Raw genomic sequence first — 21,619 nt, 5'->3', positions numbered from 1 at the left:
TGTCTTTTATAATGCCAGCACTTTTCTCAATTCTTCTTTGCGCGCTTCGGAAGTAAAGGCGGCCGCTACCGCATTCCCCAGCATACGTTTCTCTTCTTCTGGCGTTATGCCAAACTCGCGCTCAATATAGCGGAATTCATCAGCCAGCGTCGTTCCCTCAACCGCCATATCATCGGTATTGATGGTGACCTTTAACCCGTACTGGAGGAATTGTTTGAGCGGATATTCTGCCTTCATATCCACCACCGTTTTCGTTTGACGATTGCTGGTAGGAGCCATCTCCAGCGTAATGCCCTTTTCCTTGACCAGCTGCATGATGCGGTCGTTACCGGCAATTCGCACGCCGTGTCCTACGCGAAGAGCCCCCATTTCGATGGCACTCTCCACATTTTCCGGGCCACCAGCTTCGCCGCTATGAATCGTAAGCGGAATCCCCGCCCCATGAGCAGCCTGCAAAAGTTCCCGGAACCCCTCATTGGGAAACAGCGCCTCAGCTCCCGCCAAATCGACAGCCACGACACCGCCATCCGCTACCAGATATTTCTTGGCCAGTTCCACTGTCTCCTTATTCTGCGCGGCGTTGTCATCCCCGCGCATGCAGCAGAGAATCAAATTGGCCGGAATCGATGCTTCTTTAAGACCAGCCAGCGCCGCTTGTATGACTTCTTCCTGAGTCAGTCCCCTGAACGTATGCAACTGGGGGGCAAAGCGGATTTCCGCATAGACAACACCGCCTGCTGCCATATTCGCCAGGACCAATTTTACCGCCTCGCGGATTCCTATTTCCGTCTGCATGTATTTTCCCGGCAGCTCAAAGCACTGCAAAAATTCATTGAGACTCTGACAATTCTCCGACACCGTAATGAGTTTTTCCAGTTCGGCATCCGTTGCCACCGGCAGCTCCAGCTGCTGGATTTCCGCCAATTTCTTGAGGATTTCCACTGTAATCGAACCATCCAGATGTGCATGGAGATCGATGTATTTTGAAACAAATTTCCCGTTCATAATAGTCCTCCCTTTTTATAGAAAAAACTCCCCCGAAAACACGGGGGAGTTTTGAATAATCCCAAAAGAAATTACAGTACCACCTTCGAGAAATCCGCTACACGTTTTACCAACGTATCAATGGATTTCAACAAGCCAAGGCGATTGTTCTTGACTTTCTCGTCCTTGTCCATGACCATGACACCTTCAAAGAAAGCATCAATCGGAGCCGAAAGCTCCGTCAGGGCATCAATAGCACCTGCGTAATCATGACCAGCCACGAGGCTGTCAAGCGAACTTGCCGTAGCGGTGTATACCTGATAGAGGTTTTTCTCTTCGTCCGTGGTAAAGAGAGCCTCATCAATTGCTGCCGACTCAGATTTTTTCGCCAGATTAGCAGCGCGGACAAACGCCTGGATATTGGCTACAGCTGCATCGCTGGCAACAAATTTGGCTACTGCCTCAGCGCGCAGGCTGACTGCATAGAGATCATCGACATTATCAAGGACAGCATCGACAACATCATAGCGGACATCTTCGAGAACATTTTTGAGGCGCAGGCGCATGAAGTCAGCAACATCATTCTGCATCTTCGTGCGGGCAGCCTCATCCGTAATCTGGTAGAGGTCCATAGCCTTGGCGACGACTTTGGAAAGGCTCAGCGTGTATTTGGCCTCGATCATCATGTGTACAAGACCCAGTGCCTGACGGCGAAGGGCGAACGGATCCTGGGAACCCGTCGGAATCTTGCCGCGGCTGAACGTGCCGACAATCGTATCAATCTTATCGGCGACCGAGACAATGCGGCCGGCTTCCGTCTGCGGCTGATTGTCGCCAGCAAAGCGCGGCATGTAGTGCTCATCGATAGCGATGGCAACGTTCTCGCACTCGCCATCGAGTTTTGCATACTCACGGCCCATGATGCCCTGGAGCTCCGTGAACTCCTGAACCATGCCCGTTACGAGGTCCGCCTTGCAGAGCTCAGCCGCCCGTTTCGCATGCTTGTGCGTCTTTTCATCAGCACCGAGTTCATCGGCAATGAACGCAGCGAGCTCCATAAGGCGCTCGGATTTTTCGTACATCGTACCAAGGCCCTGCTGGAAGACAACCGTCTTGAGTTTCTCGCGATGCTCTTCGAGACTCTTCTTGCGGTCTTCATCAAAGAAGAACTGTGCATCTTCGAGGCGGGCACGCAGCACGCGCTCGTTGCCGTGCTGAACGATTTCGAGATGCTCGCTGCCGCCATTGCGGACCGTGATAAAGAGCGGCATCAGGCTGCCATCTGCGGCCTTGACCGGGAAGTAACGCTGATGATCGCGCATCGGCGTGATAACGGCCTCAGCCGGCAGCTTAAGGTATTTGTCCTCGAACGTGCCGCAAAGTGCCGTCGGATATTCTACGAGATAGAGTACCTCTTCGAGAAGATCCTCGGTAATCTCAGCCGTACCATTCTGTTTCTTGGCAACTTCTTCAATCTGCTCGCGAATCATCGCCTTGCGCTTGTCCTGATCGACGATGATGAAGTTTTCCTCGCAGGCCTTTTCATAGCTGTTAGCATCGGCAATCGTAAAATCGCCCTGCGACAGGAAACGATGGCCGCGGGACGTGCGGCCGGATTTTACCTCAGCTACCTCAAAAGGAATGACTTCGTCATCGAGCAAAGCAACAATCCAGCGCAGCGGACGGATGAACTTGAAGTCAAGGTCGCGCCAGCGCATGTTGTTCGGGAACGAAAGGCCGCAGATAAGGTCTTTCAAAAGATCCTGCAAAAGCTCAGCCGTAGCCTTGCCCTCCTCATGAACCATCGCATAGACATAGCCGTCTTTTTCAACGAGTTCTTTCGGGTCAACACCCTGACCACGCGCAAAGCCCTGAGCAGCCTTGGACGGATTGCCATCAGCATCAAAAGCAATCTGGACCGATGGGCCGCGGTTCTCACTGGAAATATCTTCCTGCTTATCTGCCAAATCTTTTACCAGAAGTGCCGTACGACGCGGCGTACCAATCGTACGAACGCTGCCAAAGGCAATGCGGTTCTCTTGGAATGCTTTTTCGGCATTCTCTTTCAGCTGGGCAAGGATGCCCGGCATGACGTGGGCCGGAACTTCTTCCGTGCCGATTTCGAGTAATAAATCCTTGCTCATGCTTACTTCTCCCCTCTATGCAACATCGGATAGCCAAGCTCCTCGCGCTGTTTCAGATAGCACTCAGCGCAAAGACGGGCCAGCTTGCGGACGCGGCCGATGAAGGCCGTGCGCTGCGATACGGAGATAGCACCGCGCGCATCGAGCAGGTTGAACGTATGCGAGCACTTGAGCACGTAGTCATAGGCCGGATGGACATAGCCCTCAGCGATGACGCGGACAGCCTCAGCCTCATATTTATCAAAGAGCTCGAACAAGAGCTTCTCATCGGAAAGGTCAAAGGCATAAGCCGACTGCTCATACTCATTCTGATGGAAGACATCGCCATAGGTGTAGTCATCCGTCCACTGGATGTCGTAAACGTTCTCGACGCCCTGGATATACATGGCCAGACGCTCGAGTCCATACGTGATTTCCGATGCTACCGGTTTGATGTCCTGGCTGCCTACCTGCTGGAAATACGTGAACTGCGTGATTTCCATGCCATCGAGCCAGACTTCCCAGCCGAGGCCCCAGGCGCCCAGCGTCGGCGACTCCCAGTTATCCTCGACAAAACGGATATCGTGTTTTTTCGGATCGATGCCGAGACGCTCCAAGCTCTCCAGATAGAGCTCCTGGATGTTATCCGGCGACGGCTTCATGATGACCTGAAACTGATGATGCTGGTACAGGCGGTTTGGGTTATCGCCATAACGTCCATCAGCCGGACGGCGCGACGGCTCAACATAAGCAACATGCCACGGCTCCGGGCCAAGTACGCGCAGGAACGTCGACGGGTTCATCGTGCCGGCGCCCTTCTCGACATCATACGGCTCAGCCAGGATGCAGCCCTGTTCCGACCAGAATTTCTGCAGTGCCAGGATGATTTCCTGAAATTTCATGGGAACAACTCCTCTTCTAAAATAAATCTGCTACGGAGGCAACAAAAAAGTCTCGTCCCCGTAACGTTATCGTTACAGGGACGAGACCTGTCTTTCCAAATCCCGCGGTTCCACCCTGATTGGTTTTCCTATCGAAAACCCACCTCAAAGTATTGGGTTCTGCTCCAAAGTGCCCTTCGTCTCGTTGACGGCCTTGCACCATCGCCGCCTCGCTAATGATGAGACTACTCCTCTTTATCATTGCTGGTTACGAGTTTAACAAAAACGCGGACAAATGTCAACTCACGGCTTCATCCCAACGCCTGGATAAAAGCCAGCGACTTCAGTGGCCGCCCCAAGAGTGATTGCAGATAATTGAGCAGGATCTGCTCTGCTTGGAGCAGGAGCCGCGAACGAATCGTAAGCACTTCCCCTTCCTGCCAGTTAAAATCGCGCAAGCGCAAAATAAACAAGCGCAAATCATCCGGGAAAGGCGCAGAGCCCGCCTCCCGGCACTCTTCGCAAAGGACGCCGCCAGCTGACTGCGAAAAGAACGCATCGCCGGCTATGATTTTGCCGCAATGAACACAATGCTCATAATGAAGCTGCATCCCAGTAAATTCCAACAGCTGATACACCGCAGCAGCGGCTGTCACCCGCGGATTGCGCGTTTCAAACGCCGTCAAAATCAGCAGCAGCTGTTCAAACATCTGGGGTTCCGGCTGGCCTTCGGGCAGGAATTCCCGTAAAAACTCCGCCACAAAACTCCCATACGACATGACCGTCAAATCTTCACTTAATTTCCGGTAATGCTGTTTGAGTGTACATTGCTTCACCGTATCGACCCGCTGTCCCTCAGCCAACTGCAAATCAAGATGGGAAAACATCTGCATGCCCCCCGCCAAGGCACTGCGCGGCCGCCGGCAGCCAAAAGCAGCCGCCCGCACCAGGCCTCGTTCCCGGGTAAAAAACGTCATCATCTTATCCGCTTCGCCCCAGTTCTTCGCCCCTAGGACTACCGCTTCCGTCTGATAAAGCGCCATTACTTTACTTCCTTCTTGGCAAGTTCCTGCAGGGCTTCCGGTGAAAGATTTCCAGCCGGATTCTCCTGGGGAGTTTTGTGACTCAACCGTTTGGGCATGACCGCACCTGCTGTAAGCATATACTGCAGCGCCGACTCACTGCTGATGTCCAGATAGATGACATCTTTCTTGAGTACAAAGAGATTCGTACCCGAAGTCATATTAAGGCTCCAAGGCACGAAGACACAGACATAGTCATCGCCAAGCTGCTCTTTGAGCATGGGCGGCACATCCGCCATGATGAACCCCAAGGCCTTGGACTGATGATAAGGCACCAGCACGACATGGTCAAACATATTATTCGACTCAAATACCGCCGTCGAAAGATGCTTGACACTGTTGTAGATAAATTTAACGACGGGAATCTTCCCGAGCAGCTTCTCACCCAGATGGATAAGCCGGCGGGTAGCCCAATAGGACGACGCCCAACCGGTCAGATAGATGAAGGCCAGCAGCGTGATAATCCCCATGCCAGGGAAATAAAACGGCAGATGTTTTCCGAGTACCCCTTCCGTAAAATGAAGCGTCTCCTCAATGACAAAAAAGGTAATGGCCACCGGAACCAACAGAATGAGGCCATTGATAAAGCGCCGGGAAATCCGGCCGGAAATACTGCTGCTATTTTTCTTTCCTTCGTGTTCACTCATCGCTCGTCACCAAATCCAAAATTACGCAAGATTCCATCGCGGTCACGCCAATCTTTGCGCACCTTGACCCAAAGATCCAAGAACACCCGCGATCCCAAGAGATTCTGGATATCCGTCCGAGCCAACGCTCCGATTTCACGAAGCATAGAGCCCTTCGCCCCGATGATGATTCCCTTTTGCGAATCACGCTCGACATAAATCGTTGCTCGGATATAGACATCCTCATTCGGACGCGTAGTCATCTCATCGACATCCACAGCAATGGCATGAGGAATCTCATCCCGCGTGAGATGCAACGCCTTTTCGCGGATAAGTTCCGCCACGATAAGACGTTCCGGCTGGTCTGTAATCATATCCTCTGGATAATACTGCGGCCCTTCCGGCAAATAGCCCTTGACCTCATCGAGCAGCCCGTCGAGATTCATCTTTTCCATCGCCGAGATGGGCACGACACCGGCAAAGGAATACTTGCTGGTATAGTGAGCGATAATCGGCAAAGCCTGCTCGCGCTCAATCAAATCAATCTTATTGACGACAAGAATAACCGGACGCTTCGTCGCCTGCAAACGCTCCAGGATATACATCTCACCCGGTCCCAGCTTCTGCGTAGCATCTACGACGAAGAGGATGGCATCGACTTCCTTTAACGTGCCTTCCGCCGCTTTTACCATGTATTCGCCCAGTTTGTGTTTTGGCTTATGGATACCCGGCGTATCAAGGAACACAATCTGTGCATCCGGCTGTGTCAATACGCACATGATACGGTTGCGGGTAGTCTGCGGCTTATCGCTCATGATAGCGATTTTCTGCCCGATAAGCGTATTGACCAGCGTGGATTTTCCCACATTCGGCCGGCCGATTACCGCAATGAAACCCGATTTATGCTTGCCTTTCTTCGCAGCTGCCGGCTGCTGCTTTTTCTCTGGGGAAGTCTTTTCCACCGCCTCATCGTCACGAGAGATTCCGAGCTGCTCCATGACATAGCGCTGCTCTTCCTCCATCTCCAGACGGTCCGCCTCTTCCATGTGGTCATAGCCCAGCAGATGGAGCATGCCATGAACCGTCAAAAAAGCCATCTCGCGGCGGACGCTGTGTCCAAAATCTGCCGCCTGTTCCTCCGCCCGTTCGACCGAAATGATAAGGTCGCCTAACACATCGACTTCTGGTTCCCCTTCGATTTCCGGCTCCTCACTCTCGTTGAGGGCAAAGGACAACACATCCGTCGGCCGGTCGATTCCCCGATACTGCTTATTGAGCGTGTGAATATACTCGTTATTGGTCAAGGTGACACTGACCTCGCCATTTTCTACATCGTACAGTCTGCCTACCATTTCGGCTGCGGCTTTGACGTTATCGATATATTCCTGCGGAAACGTAAGCTCCTCAGGGTAATTGCTAATGATTACTTCCATTCCTTATCCCTTTCCCTGTCTCTCTGCCTCAGCTTTTGCCTTGGCCTTTTTCTTTTTGGCTTCCCAATCGCCATACGCCTCAACGATGCGGGTAACCACCTCATGGCGAATGACATCCATCGGCGCCATCCTCACGATACCGACGCCCTTTACGCCCTTTAGGACTTCCGATGCTTCACGAAGTCCCGAAGTGACACCGCGGGGAAGATCTACCTGTCCCAGGTCTCCCGTGACCACCATACGGGAACCAAAACCAAGACGCGTCAAAAACATCTTCATCTGCTTGTCCGTCGTGTTCTGCGCCTCATCAAGGATAATAAACGCATCCTCGAGCGTACGACCGCGCATATAAGCCAGCGGTGCAATCTCAATGATGCCCTTGCTCATAAACTTTTGATACGTATCCTGCCCTAAGATGTCCTGCAGTGCATCGTAAAGCGGACGCAAATACGGGTCAACTTTATCCTGCAAATCGCCAGGCAAAAAGCCCAAACGCTCGCCAGCCTCGACGGCAGGACGCGTCAGGATAATCTTATTTACTTCCTTATTGCGCAGAGCAGCCACCGCCATGACAACTGCCAGATACGTCTTACCCGTACCAGCTGGGCCAATGCCAAAGGTTATGGAATTGCGGCGAATCGTATCGAGATAAAGACGCTGACCGAGCGTCTTCGGACGGACATGACGGCCACGCGACGTCACGAGGATCGTATCGCCAAATAAAGTGTGCAGAGCCTCGCCCTTGCCCCCCTTTACCAGCCCGATTCCATAACGCACTTCATGCATCGTAATCGTCGTGCCCTGACGATAGAGATACTGTAACTCCTCGAGCACCTTGGCCGCCGGCTCAACCATCGCGGCCTCGCCGAGTATCTCAATGCGATCGCCACGGCTTATAAACTGACAATCAAAATTATCCCGCATTGCCTGCAGGAACTCATCGCGCTCACCTAAAAGTGAATAAGCTTCTTTATGGTCTTGAAAGACAATCTGCTTTTCTAATGCCTGCTGCAAAGAATCTGTTCACCTGCTTCTTTCTTATCGAATAAACAATAAATACAGTCTCATTGTACCACATATCCAGCCCGCAACCAAAATACTTCCCAAAGAAAAAAGCCTGCACCTCCGACAGAAGATGCAGACACGTGAAAAGCCGCGAGAGTGACCACGCCCTCACGGCCTATACCATTACACTAGCTGATTTCTTCTTATCTGTCATGGCAGGCATAATCGCTCACTAGGTCTGCAAGTTTTCCACTGCTTTCTTTGCGTAACACGCCGCCAGTCTGCATTTGACAAGTCAATCTTTGACCGGTCAAGTTTGACTTGTCAAATTCTACACTCTAGCTTGCTAGTATTTCTTGCAGCAGTTCCTTGGCGCTTGGTTCAGCGGGGTCATTAGTGCCCAATTCGCCACGAAAGGCGCGGGCAAGGATGGATTTTTTGAGGGTGTCAATGGTGGTCAAGGCTTCTTCGCAAGCAGTGACCGTGGATTGTTCGCGGGAGAGCAGATTGTCCAGCAAGCGGACGATTTCTTGCTGTTCCGGCATGGAAGGTAAATATATTTTTTTCTCTCGTATTGCTTTTAAGCCAAGATTTTTTATCGTACTACCAGTAGCCTTTTCATTAGCATAATTGATAAACTCTAGAGTTTGAAAAAAATATTTTAACCAATATTTATTTACCATTGACATAACATTTATATAACAGGCACTCTTTCCCAAAATTACTGGCTCATTGTTATAAAAAGCTGTTTTTCCTAACGTTCCATTTATAGACAAGAAAACTGTATTACTGCTTGATAAAGCAATTTTATATTTATTATATTCTTTTTCATTTACCTTTTTTGTGTCCGGCTTAATTTCAATATGGTCATCGAAGAAATTATTGCCGTTTATAAAAAAATATTTTCCCTCAGCATCATATTCTGGGGTGCCATGTAAACCATCGCCAATAGCTGATGAAATTTCTTTTAAGGTAGTTTTTCTCCAATCTTCTAACCTTACGCCACGTTCCTTTCTCCACTTCGCCGTCAACTTGCCTGTAAAAGCTTGATGCAAAATAGCGGCGCGGCGCAGGTCAGCTCCATCGAGAACTTCCTGTATTTTTTCCTTGGCTTCATCCAGCTTGGCGAAAAGAGATTCGATACGGGCGACTATACGGGACTGTTCCGCGTTCTTTGGCAAAGGAACCATCAACGTCAATAATTTAGAGGAATTAACTCCCGGTTGCGCAATACCAGCTGCCAATTCCGTTATCTGATTCCAATACAGAGAAGATTGAAGAAACAAATAAATGTATGATGGCAAAACTTCTCGCGTTATCCTCAAACGAATCAGATATGAAGCAAATACTGCATTATCTGGATTCACCAGCAAATAACTTTTTCCTGTTGTAGCACCAGTCCTAGCAACAACAATATCATCTGTCTGCAAAAGATACTTTTCTTTAGTCTCATCATCTATAACACAGTTTGGAACTGACTTCCAATCCACGCCATCTTCTTTAATATCAGTAATTCTAAGCATTCTAGGGTAATTGCTGTCATAGATAGCCTTTGCAGAGTATCCATATTGATTTGTAGATATACTCCCCAATCTCACCCAGCACCAATTCTCCGGCACCTTATATGGCTGTTCCTCGACTGGCACCAGTGCCGCTTCTAATTTTTCTTCTATTGTCAGTTGCTTCTTTGCCATCTACACGTCTCCCAACAGGCGCAAGGGAAACCGCCCATACCGTTCGTTCCACTCTGCCACGCTCAATACTTCCAGTGAATCAATCATTTTTTCCATCCCGGCTACATCTTTCTGTAATTTAAACGGCAAGCGGCCAGCCAGATTCACGCGCACACTATTACGCAAAACGCTATCCCCTTTGACACATTCCAAAATATAGACATAGTGCTTCTTTTTTCCCTTGCCGCGTTGAATGGCTTGCAAGAAATGCTGACTATCATAATACTTCCGCGCCACACTATTCAGCTTCTTATCTGCCATTGGCTTGAAAGCCTCCGGATTTACTGCACCTCGCAAATTCGCATTTTTATACTCTATCAGCAAAAGTTCGTCATCCGTCTCAGCCACAAAATCTACATCGCTTAACAAGCTAAGTTTCGCTGCATGAAATATGTCATGAAGCTGGTCCGTCGCCCATTTCGCCCTTGTAAAGTCGATTTCACAGGAATGGTTCTCATCCGTAAAAATCCCAGCCATATCAATCTCCTACCTGTAAATCATAGACTTCATTCAATAGCGCATTGAAGGTATCCGCAATGGCATTATGCTCTAATTCCGCAAAAGTATTCTTCGTTTCACAATGAACGCCATTTTCTCCTGAATACAACGCATGGAAGAAAATTCTATCCGCCTGACGACGGCGTACATCAAAATACTTGGCAAAAATATAATTATGTGTACTGACAAAGATTTGTATATTATGTCGTGAAAGTTCCAGCAGGCACTCCACCAAATCCGGGAAAAATTCTGGATTGAGATTCGCTTCCGGTTCATCCCACAACAGCACCATGTCTTCATGAATATTTTCCGTCATCAGCAATTGCCAAAGCAACCCGATTTTTTTTAGCCCCTCCGCTTCAACAGTAAAGCTGACCATTCGCCCGTCATGTTTGCGAATATAGAATTCCTCATCCTGCACCACGACCTGACCATCCATCATACGCTCTAAATGCGGCAATATCGCCTTGGCCAGCAAGGTAGGTTCTTTCAATGTCCACTGATTCGCACGCTTGATAATATCCGTCAAGGTACGGTCAAAAGGAAAATCCCGATACTTTTCTGCCATCGCGAGCAGACCTTTCGCATGCGTCAACATATCCTTCACCGGAATATATAGTGCATCCAAACTGCTTTCTTCTTTATCCGTTACCAGATATCCCTGCACAGGATAATTTGACTTGTCAAACGGAACCCCATATTGACGCAAAAAATCAATATTGACTTTTGACTTGTCAAGCTTAGATGCTACATAGATATATTTCAAAAGATGCGTCTTTCCTGTTCCATTTTGACCGACAAGCACATTGACATTTGCCTCTGTATCTATTTCCATATCGGCAAATACAGAATAATTATTTACTCTTATTTTCCTCACAGACATAAACTTACCTCTCCCTTATACGCCGAGCTGTTTCAGTTCCTTCGCCACCGCCCGCAGCATATCCACGGCTTCTTCCAAGGTATCAGCGGCGTTTTCCGCAGCGGTTAGCGGGTCGGGCAGGTCCTCGTAATCCACGATGCTGTCATCTTTGATGAGTCCAAGGTCAAGGCTGTCGCCTTTAGCGGCAATTTCTGCGCGACTCACCACACTCCAGCGTTCGTCCTCCACTTTGGTTCTGTCCTCAGCCTCGTAAGCCTTCATAAAGTCCGCGAAGTGCTCCTGCTTCAAGGGGTTGGTCTTGCCGAAGGACGGCATGTTGGTGCGCAGATCGTAGAACCACACTTCCCTGGTATTATCCTTGTCGCTCGTTCCTCTGGTAAAGAACAGCACATTGGTCTTGACTCCCTGCGCATAGAAAATGCCTGTGGGCAGGCGCAGGATGGTATGCAGGTTGCATTTATCCATGAGATTGGCGCGGATTTTCGCGCCATCGCCATCAGCAAAGAGCACGTTATCGGGCAGGACAACAGCCGCCCGCGCTTTGCCATCTTTTTTAAGGCTCTTATAGATGTGCTGGAGGAAGTTGAGCTGTTTGTTGCTCGTGAGCACATCGAGGTCATCGCGGGAAGCACGCTCGCCGCCTTTTTTCGTCCCGAAAGGCGGATTGGTGAGCACCACATCATACCCATCCAGATTTTTGCCCAAAGGTGAGAGCGTATCGCCCAACATGATTCTGCCCTCGATTTCATGCAGCATGGCATTCATCAGCGCCAGACGATGCGTATCATGCACGAGTTCGCAGCCCGTGAACGCTTTTTCATATTCAAACTGCGCCTGGTCGCCGTCCAAATCCATAAAACCATTGGTATGGCTGTAAACGTACTGGAAAGCGGCAATCATAAAGCCGAAAGTGCCACACGCAGGGTCATTGCATTTCTCGCCTGCTTGTGGTTTCACGAGTTTTGTCATCACATCAATCAGCGGACGCGGCGTGAAATACTGCCCTGCACCGGATTTTTTCTCGTTGGCGTTTTTCTCCAGCAGGCCTTCATAGAGATTGCCCAAGCCCTCTTCTTTCGCGCTGAACCAGTCCAGTTCATCAATGGAAGTGATGAGTTTTTTGAGGTTGGCCGGTTCGTCAATGCTGGTGGACGCTCCATTATAGATTTCGCGGATGCGCCCCTGACATTCCGTACCCAGATATTCCAGAAGCTGCCGATAAAACTTTTTGAGTTCAATGCCATCTAATGCCGCCAAATCATCCCAGCGATAGCCTGCGGGAATGCTGTCCTCCGCCCCTGTTTCCTTGGCCATTTTGAGGAACAGGATATAGGTCAGTTCCGTTACATACTGATGATAGGTAATGCCATCATCCCGCAGTACATCACATAATTTCCATAATTTGCCTACAATATCCTGAGTTGTCACGCGCTTCTTCCTCCGTCGTCATACATATATTCATTAAGTTCTGCAATAATCCCATTTAGCTGTCCCTGCAAAAGTTTGTCCGCCCGTGCCGAGCCGCCCTTTTTGCGCAGACGGGAATCTTCGTCCAAGGCTTCACGGTTCAGCACAGGTTCATTGATTAGATAGTTTTTCATCAGCTCTATCCATGTATCCTGCATTTTGGTGAACTTATGGTTAGCCCGCAGGCGTTTCACGGCCCTTTCCACCTTTTCCCGATGATTCATCAGGCGGGCACCGATGGCATAGCGGCGGATAATGCTGATGATGTCGGCACCGGCTTCTTCCGCATTCAGGGCGGTAATCGCAGAATCCAGCTGTGTCGGGGCATAGCCTTCCCTATCGAGCTGCAGGGATAATTCCTTCAAACTTTTCCGCGTAAGTTCTGCCGGTTTGGTGCAGATGATATTGATTGCCGCTACTTCATTGATGTGTTCTTTGATGTAGCTGGTGAATTCGTCCAGATAATCCTCGGGCCGCTGTTGGGCGTTACCATAGCCCTGCACATGATAGGTCACTTCATCTGTGGCATCTGATACCACCTGCGGCCTGCCCGGACGGATATAGTTTTCCAAGTAACTGAATGCGGCCCTGTCTTTAATCAGTCTGTCCCGAGCCGTTTTATCATCCTGCTCGGCCAAGTCGTGGGCATAATCTGCATAGGATTTTGCCCCGGTCATAGCCATGAACTGCTGCTCCTGCTCGGTGGTCAGATTGCGGCCTTTGCGCTGGATTTTCGCCAACAGCTGGTCAATCTGATGCGTCAGTACAGACTTATCCTCTGACTGTGCCTCTGGCACTAACGTGTCAATCAGTTTGGTGATGGTAGCTGCCGGATTCGCGACCACCGGTTTCATCGTGCTAACCTTCTCCAAGCTGGCGAATGTGCCCACGGGGTCATAAATCTCGAAATGGTCTTTGCCAATAGCAGGACACAGGCGCGTGGCACGGCCCAGCATCTGCTCAAAGAGAATACGGGATTTCACTCGCCGCAGAAACACCAGCCGCGTAATGGCAGGGATATCAATACCTGTTGTCAGCAGGTCAACGGTCACGATAATGCTGGGATACTGGTTGTTGCGGGTCTGCCGGATGACTTCCTGTATTTTCTTCTGATTGCCGTTTTCGATACTGCCCGTGATTTTCATAATGGCATCCTGGTCAATATCCATATCGGCATAGATTTCCCGCAGAATGTCTACAATCATATCCGCATGGGCATCGTTGACGGCATAGATAAGGGTCTTGCCGCCGAATTCATCCGTGGGGTCAATATCCTTGGCAATTTCGGCCAGCACCTTGCGATTGAAGTCCGGCACGATAATCTGCCGATTGAAGCTCTCTACATCAAAGTCCAGCTCGTCTTCCAGTGCTTCACTATTGGTGATTTCCCCCGTAACCGGGTCATAGATGGCCACGGTGTCACCCTTGCCGTAATGAATGCCCGCTTCGCTCAGGCGCGTCTTGATGATATGTGGTGCATCGTAATCCACGAGAAAACCATCAATCACGGCTTCCCGATAGGTGTACTTAAAAATCGGTTCGCCGAAAATCTGCGTGGTATGCAGAGCAGGCGTTGCGGTCAAAGCGATTTTCACTGCCGTGAAATACTCAATAACGGCCCGATACTTGCTCTGGTAATCCCGCTGGTCGCGATAGACCAGTTCTTCCTCATCCATCATCTTGTCCAGCGTATAGCCGCGATGGGCTTCATCGACAATAATCAGGTCATAGTCCGATACGGCAGGCTTGCGTTCGTCATCGTTAAAGACAATGCGCTGAATCATGCCCTGTACCGTAGCCACCTGCACACGTGTCTCCCGGTCAATAAGTTTTTCATCCAGCCCCTTGATGTTGTAAATCTGATTCAGGGACATAAGCTCTTCGAGTTTCACATCCTTGAATACATCATGGGCCTGCGTACCCAGAGAATTGCGGTCAACGAGGAACAAAATCCGCTGAAAGCGATTGGTCTTGAGGAAGCGGTAAATCATCCCCAACACGGTACGGGTCTTACCGGTGCCCGTAGCCATGGCCAGCAGGATATTCTGCTGGCCGCTGAGTACCGCCTTTTCCGCTGCCTGAATCGCCGCAATCTGATAGGCGCGCAGATTTAAGCCATCCGGGTCTTGCAGGACAGCGTAAGGCATAGCCTGTAACTTTTCGTTGCCCTTGCCTGTATCGCGGGCCAATAACTCTACCAGTCCCAGAGGGCTGAACCAGCCTCGCAGCGGCTGCGGACGATTGGTTTTCTGCCGCAAATCCAGGAACCAGATGCCGGACTTCGTGCGCAGCTGCTCCAAATAAGGCTTGCCATTGGTGGCAAAGGTGAAGGGAACCTGATAATCGCCCCACTGCCCCACGACATAATCGCTATGCTGATTCTTGATGTGCTTGGGATAGTCCTTGCATTGGCCGTCAATCACTGCGGCTACATCTTTATGTTCAGCCTTGGCCTCGATGATGGCCACCAGCTGCAAATCGATGAACAGCGCATAATCGGCAAAACCGCTTTTGCCGCTCGCCGAATCCGTAGGCCATTCCGCTATAGCAAGGCACTTGCCCTTCTGCGGTCTTGTGCCCTTGCTGTAACGCAAGTTCTCCGTATCAGCCTCCCAGCCTACCTGCCGCAGCTGCTCATCAATCAACACGCGGGTTTCCGCTTCGGATTTGTACCGCTGATTGCTGGCCTTGCGGGCATATTTTTGACGGACCGCCTTGTTTACCTTGGGGGCTTTGGCGGCATTTTCCGCAGCCTGCTGCAGGAGGATTTTTTCCAGTGCCTCTTCCTCCCCTTTATCTTCCCTGACAGGGGCCGGCGTTTCCTGCGGCATCACAAACGGGCGATTCTTATATTGATAATCGCCATAAGTCTGCATAAACCATTCGGACAGACTGTACGTAATGCCTAAATAGTTGCGGGCATCCCTTACAGATTCATAGCCCTCATGTCCTGCCTGATTGCGTATCTTGCGCAGGGAATGGAAAAGCATGGCCGTATCTGCATCCAACAAATCTTCCCGCCGCAATTTATTGATTCGGTTTACCGCTTTATCTTCGTGAGGCAGTTCTATTCCATCGTAGTCAAACATGAGCTTAATCATCGTCTCGCCCATCATACCTAACTTGAACAGACAGGAATTCGAATCGCTGTACACATATTTTTCTGCCAGCCGTCCCAAATGAGCCAGCACCGGAAATTTTTCTGACAAGAAATCAAAATTGGAATATGCCATACGAACTGCCCCTCCTCTTATTATCTAATAATTTTATCATATCTTACAGCAAACCTCAAAAGCAGAAACCAGCAGCCGCCCCTTAAACGTTCCCTTTGGTTCGCTATTTTAGCTTACTAGGTTGACTGTCAACTTTTATAGATATAAAATGTTAACAATGGATTTTATCCTCAAAAATAATAAAGCGAGGCTGACTGCTATGAAAATCACGAACATCCAATTGCTTACCGATAAAATCATCGCCGGACTGCGCCTAAAACGCGGCGATGACCTTTCGTATCTTCTGACAGCGCCGCTAAAGGAGCTGCAGGAAGGGGCACGCCGGCTGCAGGATCACTTCTGTGGCAACCACATTGACCTTTGCACCATTATCAACGGACGCAGTGGCCGTTGTGGCGAAAACTGCAAATACTGTGCCCAGGCTGCCTGCCATCATACGGGCATTGATGAATATCCGTTCCTGGCCAAAGAGGAAATCATCAAAAATGCCAAAGCCAATCAGGAGGCCGGTGCCAATCGCTTTGCGATTGTGACTTCGGGGCGCGCATTAGCCGGTCAGGATTTTGATAAAGCCATCGACACATATAAAACCATGCACCACACACTCTCCATTGATCTCTGTGCCTCCCATGGGCTTTTAACCCGCCAGCAGTTCAAACGGCTTCGGGCTGCCGGAGTCACGAGCTACCATCATAATATCGAAACCAGCCGCCGTTTCTTCCCACAGATTTGTACTTCGCACACCTACCAGGACCGCATCGATACGATTAAGATTGCACAAGAAGAAGGCTTCTGTGTCTGCTCCGGTGGCATCATCGGCATGGGGGAAACCTGGGAAGACCGCATCGATATGGCCATCAGCCTTGCTGAGCTTGGTATCGAATCCATCCCCATCAACGCACTGATGGCGATTCCCGGCACAGGACTAGCTGACCAGCCAGCACTTTCAGCCGAAGATATCCTGCGTACCATCGCCATTTTCCGCTTCATAAATCCTACGGCCAATATCCGCCTGGCGGCCGGCCGCAAACTTTTGCCACAAAATGGCGCTACAGCCTTCCGGGCGGGTGCCTCCGCCTCCATCACAGGCAATATGCTGACTACATCCGGTACTACCATCAAAGAAGACATGGCAATGCTAAAAGAACTCGGTCTTACCAATCAGGACACCGTAGTTCGGAACAGTGGTACCTGCGGAGCCCATTAATCTCCAACGAAAAAGGTGCAACATAATGCTTTTGCATTTTGTCGCACCTTTTTCGTTATTTATGCTAACCGTTTTATGTTGAATTTTTCAATCATCTTAACCGGTTTATAGGACTCTTTTGCCTTGCGAAGCCCCTCATGCCCCATATCTTCTTCGCGATTGATATAAGTCATTCCCTGCCAGCAATTCTCAACATACGCCTGATTGATTGCAGGATAGGCCCCACGGATATTCGGATCGGCTTTTTCGACATGAACCACCACCGAATCCGTATTGAGCTGCTCTCCAAAGGTAAAGGCGATGATGCGCCCATCGAGACGAATCGCCCCGCCTTTTAACCCAAAGTAGGCATAATCCTCAAACACTTCGCGGATCGCCCGGCTTTCCCAACCGATAAACGGGTCATCCGGCTCATCCTTGATACGGATATCATACCAGCGCTGAAGTTCCTCCAAACAATCTGGCAAAATCTCCTCGGTAATCGGCAGATACTCCGCCTGCGGATAAAGCTTGCGAAATGCATTGAGATGATTCTTTTTGGAATGAAGCTTGCGCCCCGACAAACTTATGAGCTTTTCCGCCAAATAAACATAGTCGAAGTTGTCACGGTCGGCTTCAATCGCAAACGACGCACCGGTATAGTTCTCCAATACCTGCACATAGCTTTTCTCAATGCCAGTCATAACAAAGGGTTGTCCCTGCTGCTCAAAATAAGCCAGGAACTTTTCGGTAGCTTCCTTCATTTTCTCTTCCGGACCGTACGGTTGCAACGCCATCAGCTGACCATCCCACTGACAGGTCATATAAAGGACGCCATCGTCTTCGCACCACTTCACTTGATACGGCTCACGCCACATATAGAGATTTGTAAAATTAAAATGGGAATTTTCATAATAACGGCTTTGGAAATACCGATCCAATAATTTTTTATCGGCTTTCGTCAAATCATGGAATTCTATAATACTCATCCTCCTGATGATAATCGCTCTCGTTATTGATGTACCCTATCATTATAACAAATCCGTCAAGCCACTGCCGTAACTCACTCACTGAAGCTTCATCATCTCTCGTCCCGCTTGTGCCTGCCGCGCAACTTCTCTGACATCTGCACCGCCAGCAGCGGCTATAGCCGCCATCACAGCACCTTCAACCAACGGGCAATCCACCAGTTTCACTTGATCATCTTTGAGGTTTTCCTGTACCAATTCCGCCGTCATAACAGCACTGCCCATATCCATAAGAATCACAGCACCATCACGGCCACAAACATCTTCAACAGCCATCATTATTTTCCCATAACTAGTCCCCAGCATGCCATCGTCCAGCCCTCCAGCTGCTGCAATCTGTACATCCCTAGCCATCATCTCAGCCAACTCCTTGACCCCTTCCGCCAATTTCTGACTATGGGACACGATTACAATACCAACCAACGTATCCACCTCTCTTCAATTTATTCAAAAAGCGGCCAGGAACCTGACCGCCTAAAGCACTTTTATTATTGTAACATAAATTTTGTCAATTTTCGACTAAAAATTTTTTATATGCAAGTCTGTCAAAGTCACCTCACTATTCCGTGAGAAAATGCCCCACTGAGTCCTTGGCATAGCATTCATTCGTGTACTCAGTGCCATTTGATTATTTATATAGAGAACAGCCACGGTTCCATCAATAAGCAACGTAAAATCATAACTCCCCTCCGAATTCAAGCTGACTGGTACGGAAAGTTCTGGCTTAGTCTTATCGATGCACGCTGTATCGGTGTTATAAAAAGCCACCGTTTTTTCTTTCGCATCAAATACGAGATTCAACGATCCTGTCTCAGCCGGCCCGACATTAAACATCAAACCGAATTTTCCCTGCTGACTGCCAGGGGTGAAACACCCTGTAATTTTCTTAATACCATCTATTTTGGGCATCACTACCTTTGCTAGACCTGGACCACTTAAGTGATACTCATGACCATCATTTTTCACATCACCATTCGTTACAATTGGTACTAGCGCCTCCTCACGCTGCATACGATTCGTAACTTTATCTACGGGGACTGGGTATAGCGTACCATCTCCTCGTTGTTTTAATTGATGCGTTACCATATTGCCAGCCCAATCTGCCGGCTGATTATCCTTGCCATCCGCCTTGGTTGGCGTCCACCCAACCAGATAAAGGTCTTTTGTATCCCGAACCAACTTCCCCGCGTAGAAACCACTGGCATCAAAGGAATCCTGCGCTGGTTTCACAAATGGCCCCTTTGAATCTTTCGCCATGCGGTAATGCACCACACGAGAAGGCCACTGATCCGAGAACGTCAGATACCAGTAATCACCATATTTGACCAAGGTCGGACACTCCATATTCGCAGAACTTCCCATATCATTTTCAAAGAGAATACCTTTATCTTCCCAGTGCTTCAAGTCCTTCGATGTGTAACGGGCAATTACGCCGCGTGCCTTTTTGCTGCGCGTCGTAATGAGCATCCAGTATTCATCATAATCCGCATTATAGAATACATTCGGATCGCGGAAGGTATCATCATAAATATACGGTTTGCTGCCATGGAACGTATCCTCTGGCAGTTTTTGCCAACTTACCAGATCCCGGCTAACCGCATGCATGATATTTTCTTTGGGCATGCTTCGCCAGTTAAAGCCTGTATAGAACGCATGATAAAGACCATCTTTATCCTTTACCACCGAACCGGTTCCTAAAGCTGAGTCCTTGGCAAATTCATTTTCCGTATCATACGGAATAACCATACTATCCTGCTGGTAATCAACAAAATCTTTCGTGGTCAATAAGCTCCAAGGATGAAAACCGACCTCCCCATCACGCATATCCTCCAGATAAAAGATGCGGAACTGTTCTCCATCGTAATACGGCATCGTATCGCCTACCCAGCTGTAACCGGTATCGGGGAAAATCGACGGATAGGCCAACGCCGGAGAATTCATAAAACCAAAACTCGAAGCTGCCAGCATCGCTGCCAGGATTTGTTTTTTCATAACCTGCCATCCTTTCATCCTAAATACTGCTTAGAAATATACTTCCCACTGCGTACGGAAGAAGCTGTAATGATTCCTTTTCCCTGTAAGTTTTCCTTGACCTGCGTCAAATAGGCCTTGCTTGCCAAACGTATAATTGACCAGCAGCTTCGTATTGCGTACGGGTACGAAATCAGCACCAATGCGGATACCATTGAACTCACCGGCACGATACTGCCATGGCTTATTATCCGGAGCATCCGGATTCTGCTGTTTCAGTTCCTCTATATAATCGCCATGCGTCGGGTCAACGATATCATCGTTAAACCAATTTGTCATTCCGGTATGACCACGCTGCAAATACTTTTTGACATAGATATCAAAAGAACCAGGGATATCAGCCCGCGCCTCTTTGTATTGCAATTGCAGGACATGCGACTTATTCAACGAGTTTGAATCCGATTTGGCTAATGCGGCCCAGAATTTCAAATCGCGATTGAGTTTCGTATCAAAGCCGAGCGAGAACGTCTTGCGCCGCAAATTATCATTCCGCCGCGTTATGCGTCCGTAATGCGTATTGATATTGGTGTTTTTCGCCACAGGGATTTCCCCTATCAACGACAAAACCCGTACATTGCCACTGCCGCCTTCTGCCCAAATATCCAATTTATTTTCCGTATCGCCATAAAAAACCTTGCTATACGTATTACCAGAATTCAGCGTGAAGTTGGCCTTGCGTCCCCATCTTGTCGGTATGCCATAAGATGCCTGCCAACCATCGATTTTTTCATCAAACGTAAACTTATACGGGGATTGCAGATAATAGCGGCCGAGCTTGACATTCACATCTCCTACCCGGCCATCCGCATAAAGCTGCAGTACCGGACGGGAGTATTTCTTGCCTCCTGGTTTTTCAAAACCACCATCGGGTTCATACGCTCCATGATTCGTGGAAAGACTATTCTCAAACTCATGCTCACTATGAAAGGACCAACGCTCATTGATTCGATGATTGACAAACAGGTTGAGCCAGACAGACTTTCGATTGGTCCCCTTGAAATCTGTAAAATGCTGCTTATCCCAGCGGAAGCGTCCATATCCATGGATATCCACCCGCGGCTCATTGGTCTTTTTCTCTACCTTAGTCATTCGCTTTTCCAGGCTTCCCAACTGCGCATTCAGCCTTTTCTGCAATTCCTGTGCCTGATATAGCTGCTGCTCCAATTCCTTATGTAAAGTCTGCAACGACTCCTGCGTCACAGGTTCCGCCGCAGCTGCAACCTGTCCTGTCCCACCTTGTTCGCTCATCACATTTGCCGCTGCTAACGGCTGTGCTCCCACCGTTCCATAAGTCCCCAATGCGAGCGCCGGCACCAAACCATAAGCTAGAAAATTCTTCTTCATATATTTTCCTCCCCTGGCAGAAAACAATCAAAAACGTCCCTGCGGCCATTCGGCAGTCAGGGACGCTAGCTTCTATCTATCC

At 49.3% G+C, this 21,619-nt stretch carries 17 protein-coding genes and 1 pseudogene; 1 reads left to right on the top strand and 17 read right to left on the bottom strand.

Annotated features, from left to right (window positions below):
- Positions 1 to 6 precede the first annotated feature (6 nt).
- The 13 genes and pseudogenes from add to hsdR form a co-directional block, all read right to left on the bottom strand.
- On the bottom strand, positions 7 to 1,005 hold the full coding sequence (add, locus tag T504_RS0106855; RefSeq protein ID WP_033170321.1) for an adenosine deaminase: 999 nt from the start codon (positions 1,003 to 1,005) through the stop codon (positions 7 to 9).
- A gap of 71 nt (positions 1,006 to 1,076) precedes the next feature.
- The gene (gene glyS / locus T504_RS0106850) at positions 1,077 to 3,128 is read right to left on the bottom strand and encodes a glycine--tRNA ligase subunit beta (protein ID WP_033170320.1); all 2,052 of its coding nucleotides are present in this window, start codon (positions 3,126 to 3,128) and stop codon (positions 1,077 to 1,079) included.
- Between the two features lie 2 nt (positions 3,129 to 3,130).
- A complete protein-coding gene (gene glyQ / locus T504_RS0106845; RefSeq protein WP_033170319.1) occupies positions 3,131 to 4,009 on the bottom strand; it encodes a glycine--tRNA ligase subunit alpha in 879 nt (292 codons plus the stop codon).
- Positions 4,010 to 4,299: 290 nt separating this feature from the next.
- Positions 4,300 to 5,031: a DNA repair protein RecO gene (gene recO / locus T504_RS0106835; RefSeq protein ID WP_033170317.1), complete on the bottom strand. Its 732-nt coding sequence runs from the start codon at positions 5,029 to 5,031 to the stop codon at positions 4,300 to 4,302.
- Entirely contained in the window at positions 5,031 to 5,717 is a 687-nt protein-coding gene (locus T504_RS0106830) for a DUF502 domain-containing protein (RefSeq protein ID WP_051635248.1), read from the bottom strand. The genes recO and T504_RS0106830 overlap by 1 nt, the downstream gene beginning before the upstream one ends.
- Positions 5,714 to 6,658: a GTPase Era gene (gene era, locus T504_RS0106825; RefSeq protein ID WP_051635250.1), complete on the bottom strand. Its 945-nt coding sequence runs from the start codon at positions 6,656 to 6,658 to the stop codon at positions 5,714 to 5,716. Before era ends, T504_RS0106830 begins: the two co-directional genes overlap by 4 nt.
- Positions 6,659 to 6,667: 9 nt before the next feature.
- Positions 6,668 to 7,129: pseudogene (gene ybeY, locus T504_RS14770) on the bottom strand (rRNA maturation RNase YbeY); the annotation flags it as partial.
- Positions 7,130 to 7,132: 3 nt separating this feature from the next.
- Positions 7,133 to 8,143 (bottom strand): PhoH family protein, encoded by a 1,011-nt coding sequence (locus T504_RS0106820; protein WP_033170316.1) that lies wholly within the window; start codon positions 8,141 to 8,143, stop codon positions 7,133 to 7,135.
- A 329-nt stretch (positions 8,144 to 8,472) separates the two neighbouring features.
- A complete protein-coding gene (locus T504_RS13855) occupies positions 8,473 to 9,828 on the bottom strand; it encodes a restriction endonuclease subunit S (protein ID WP_051635247.1) in 1,356 nt (451 codons plus the stop codon).
- On the bottom strand, positions 9,829 to 10,344 hold the full coding sequence (locus tag T504_RS0106810) for a hypothetical protein (RefSeq protein WP_051635246.1): 516 nt from the start codon (positions 10,342 to 10,344) through the stop codon (positions 9,829 to 9,831).
- Between the two features lies 1 nt (position 10,345).
- Positions 10,346 to 11,248, bottom strand: a complete 903-nt coding sequence (locus tag T504_RS0106805) for an AAA family ATPase (RefSeq protein WP_033170314.1) — start codon at positions 11,246 to 11,248, stop codon at positions 10,346 to 10,348.
- A gap of 15 nt (positions 11,249 to 11,263) precedes the next feature.
- A complete protein-coding gene (locus tag T504_RS0106800) occupies positions 11,264 to 12,676 on the bottom strand; it encodes a class I SAM-dependent DNA methyltransferase (protein ID WP_033170313.1) in 1,413 nt (470 codons plus the stop codon).
- Positions 12,673 to 15,948, bottom strand: coding sequence for a type I restriction-modification system endonuclease (hsdR, locus tag T504_RS0106795; RefSeq protein WP_033170312.1), 3,276 nt, complete (start codon positions 15,946 to 15,948; stop codon positions 12,673 to 12,675). The genes T504_RS0106800 and hsdR overlap by 4 nt, the downstream gene beginning before the upstream one ends.
- Positions 15,949 to 16,147: 199 nt before the next feature.
- On the opposite strand from hsdR, the gene bioB reads away from it, so the two are divergent.
- The gene (gene bioB, locus T504_RS0106790; protein WP_033170335.1) at positions 16,148 to 17,155 is read left to right on the top strand and encodes a biotin synthase BioB; all 1,008 of its coding nucleotides are present in this window, start codon (positions 16,148 to 16,150) and stop codon (positions 17,153 to 17,155) included.
- A gap of 59 nt (positions 17,156 to 17,214) precedes the next feature.
- On the opposite strand, the gene T504_RS0106785 is transcribed toward bioB, so the two are convergent.
- The 4 genes from T504_RS0106785 to T504_RS0106770 form a co-directional block, all read right to left on the bottom strand.
- Positions 17,215 to 18,123, bottom strand: a complete 909-nt coding sequence (locus tag T504_RS0106785; RefSeq protein ID WP_033170311.1) for a DUF2156 domain-containing protein — start codon at positions 18,121 to 18,123, stop codon at positions 17,215 to 17,217.
- A gap of 78 nt (positions 18,124 to 18,201) precedes the next feature.
- A complete protein-coding gene (dhaM, locus tag T504_RS0106780; RefSeq protein WP_033170310.1) occupies positions 18,202 to 18,585 on the bottom strand; it encodes a dihydroxyacetone kinase phosphoryl donor subunit DhaM in 384 nt (127 codons plus the stop codon).
- A gap of 96 nt (positions 18,586 to 18,681) precedes the next feature.
- The gene (locus T504_RS0106775; protein ID WP_033170309.1) at positions 18,682 to 20,154 is read right to left on the bottom strand and encodes a glycoside hydrolase family 32 protein; all 1,473 of its coding nucleotides are present in this window, start codon (positions 20,152 to 20,154) and stop codon (positions 18,682 to 18,684) included.
- A 30-nt stretch (positions 20,155 to 20,184) separates the two neighbouring features.
- A complete protein-coding gene (locus T504_RS0106770) occupies positions 20,185 to 21,537 on the bottom strand; it encodes a hypothetical protein (RefSeq protein WP_033170308.1) in 1,353 nt (450 codons plus the stop codon).
- Positions 21,538 to 21,619 lie beyond the last annotated feature (82 nt).

The organism is Selenomonas sp. ND2010 (assembly GCF_000702005.1).
In the GTDB taxonomy this organism is placed as follows: Bacteria; Bacillota; Negativicutes; order Selenomonadales; family Selenomonadaceae; genus Selenomonas_A.
This window is presented reverse-complemented; position numbering and strand designations above follow the sequence as displayed.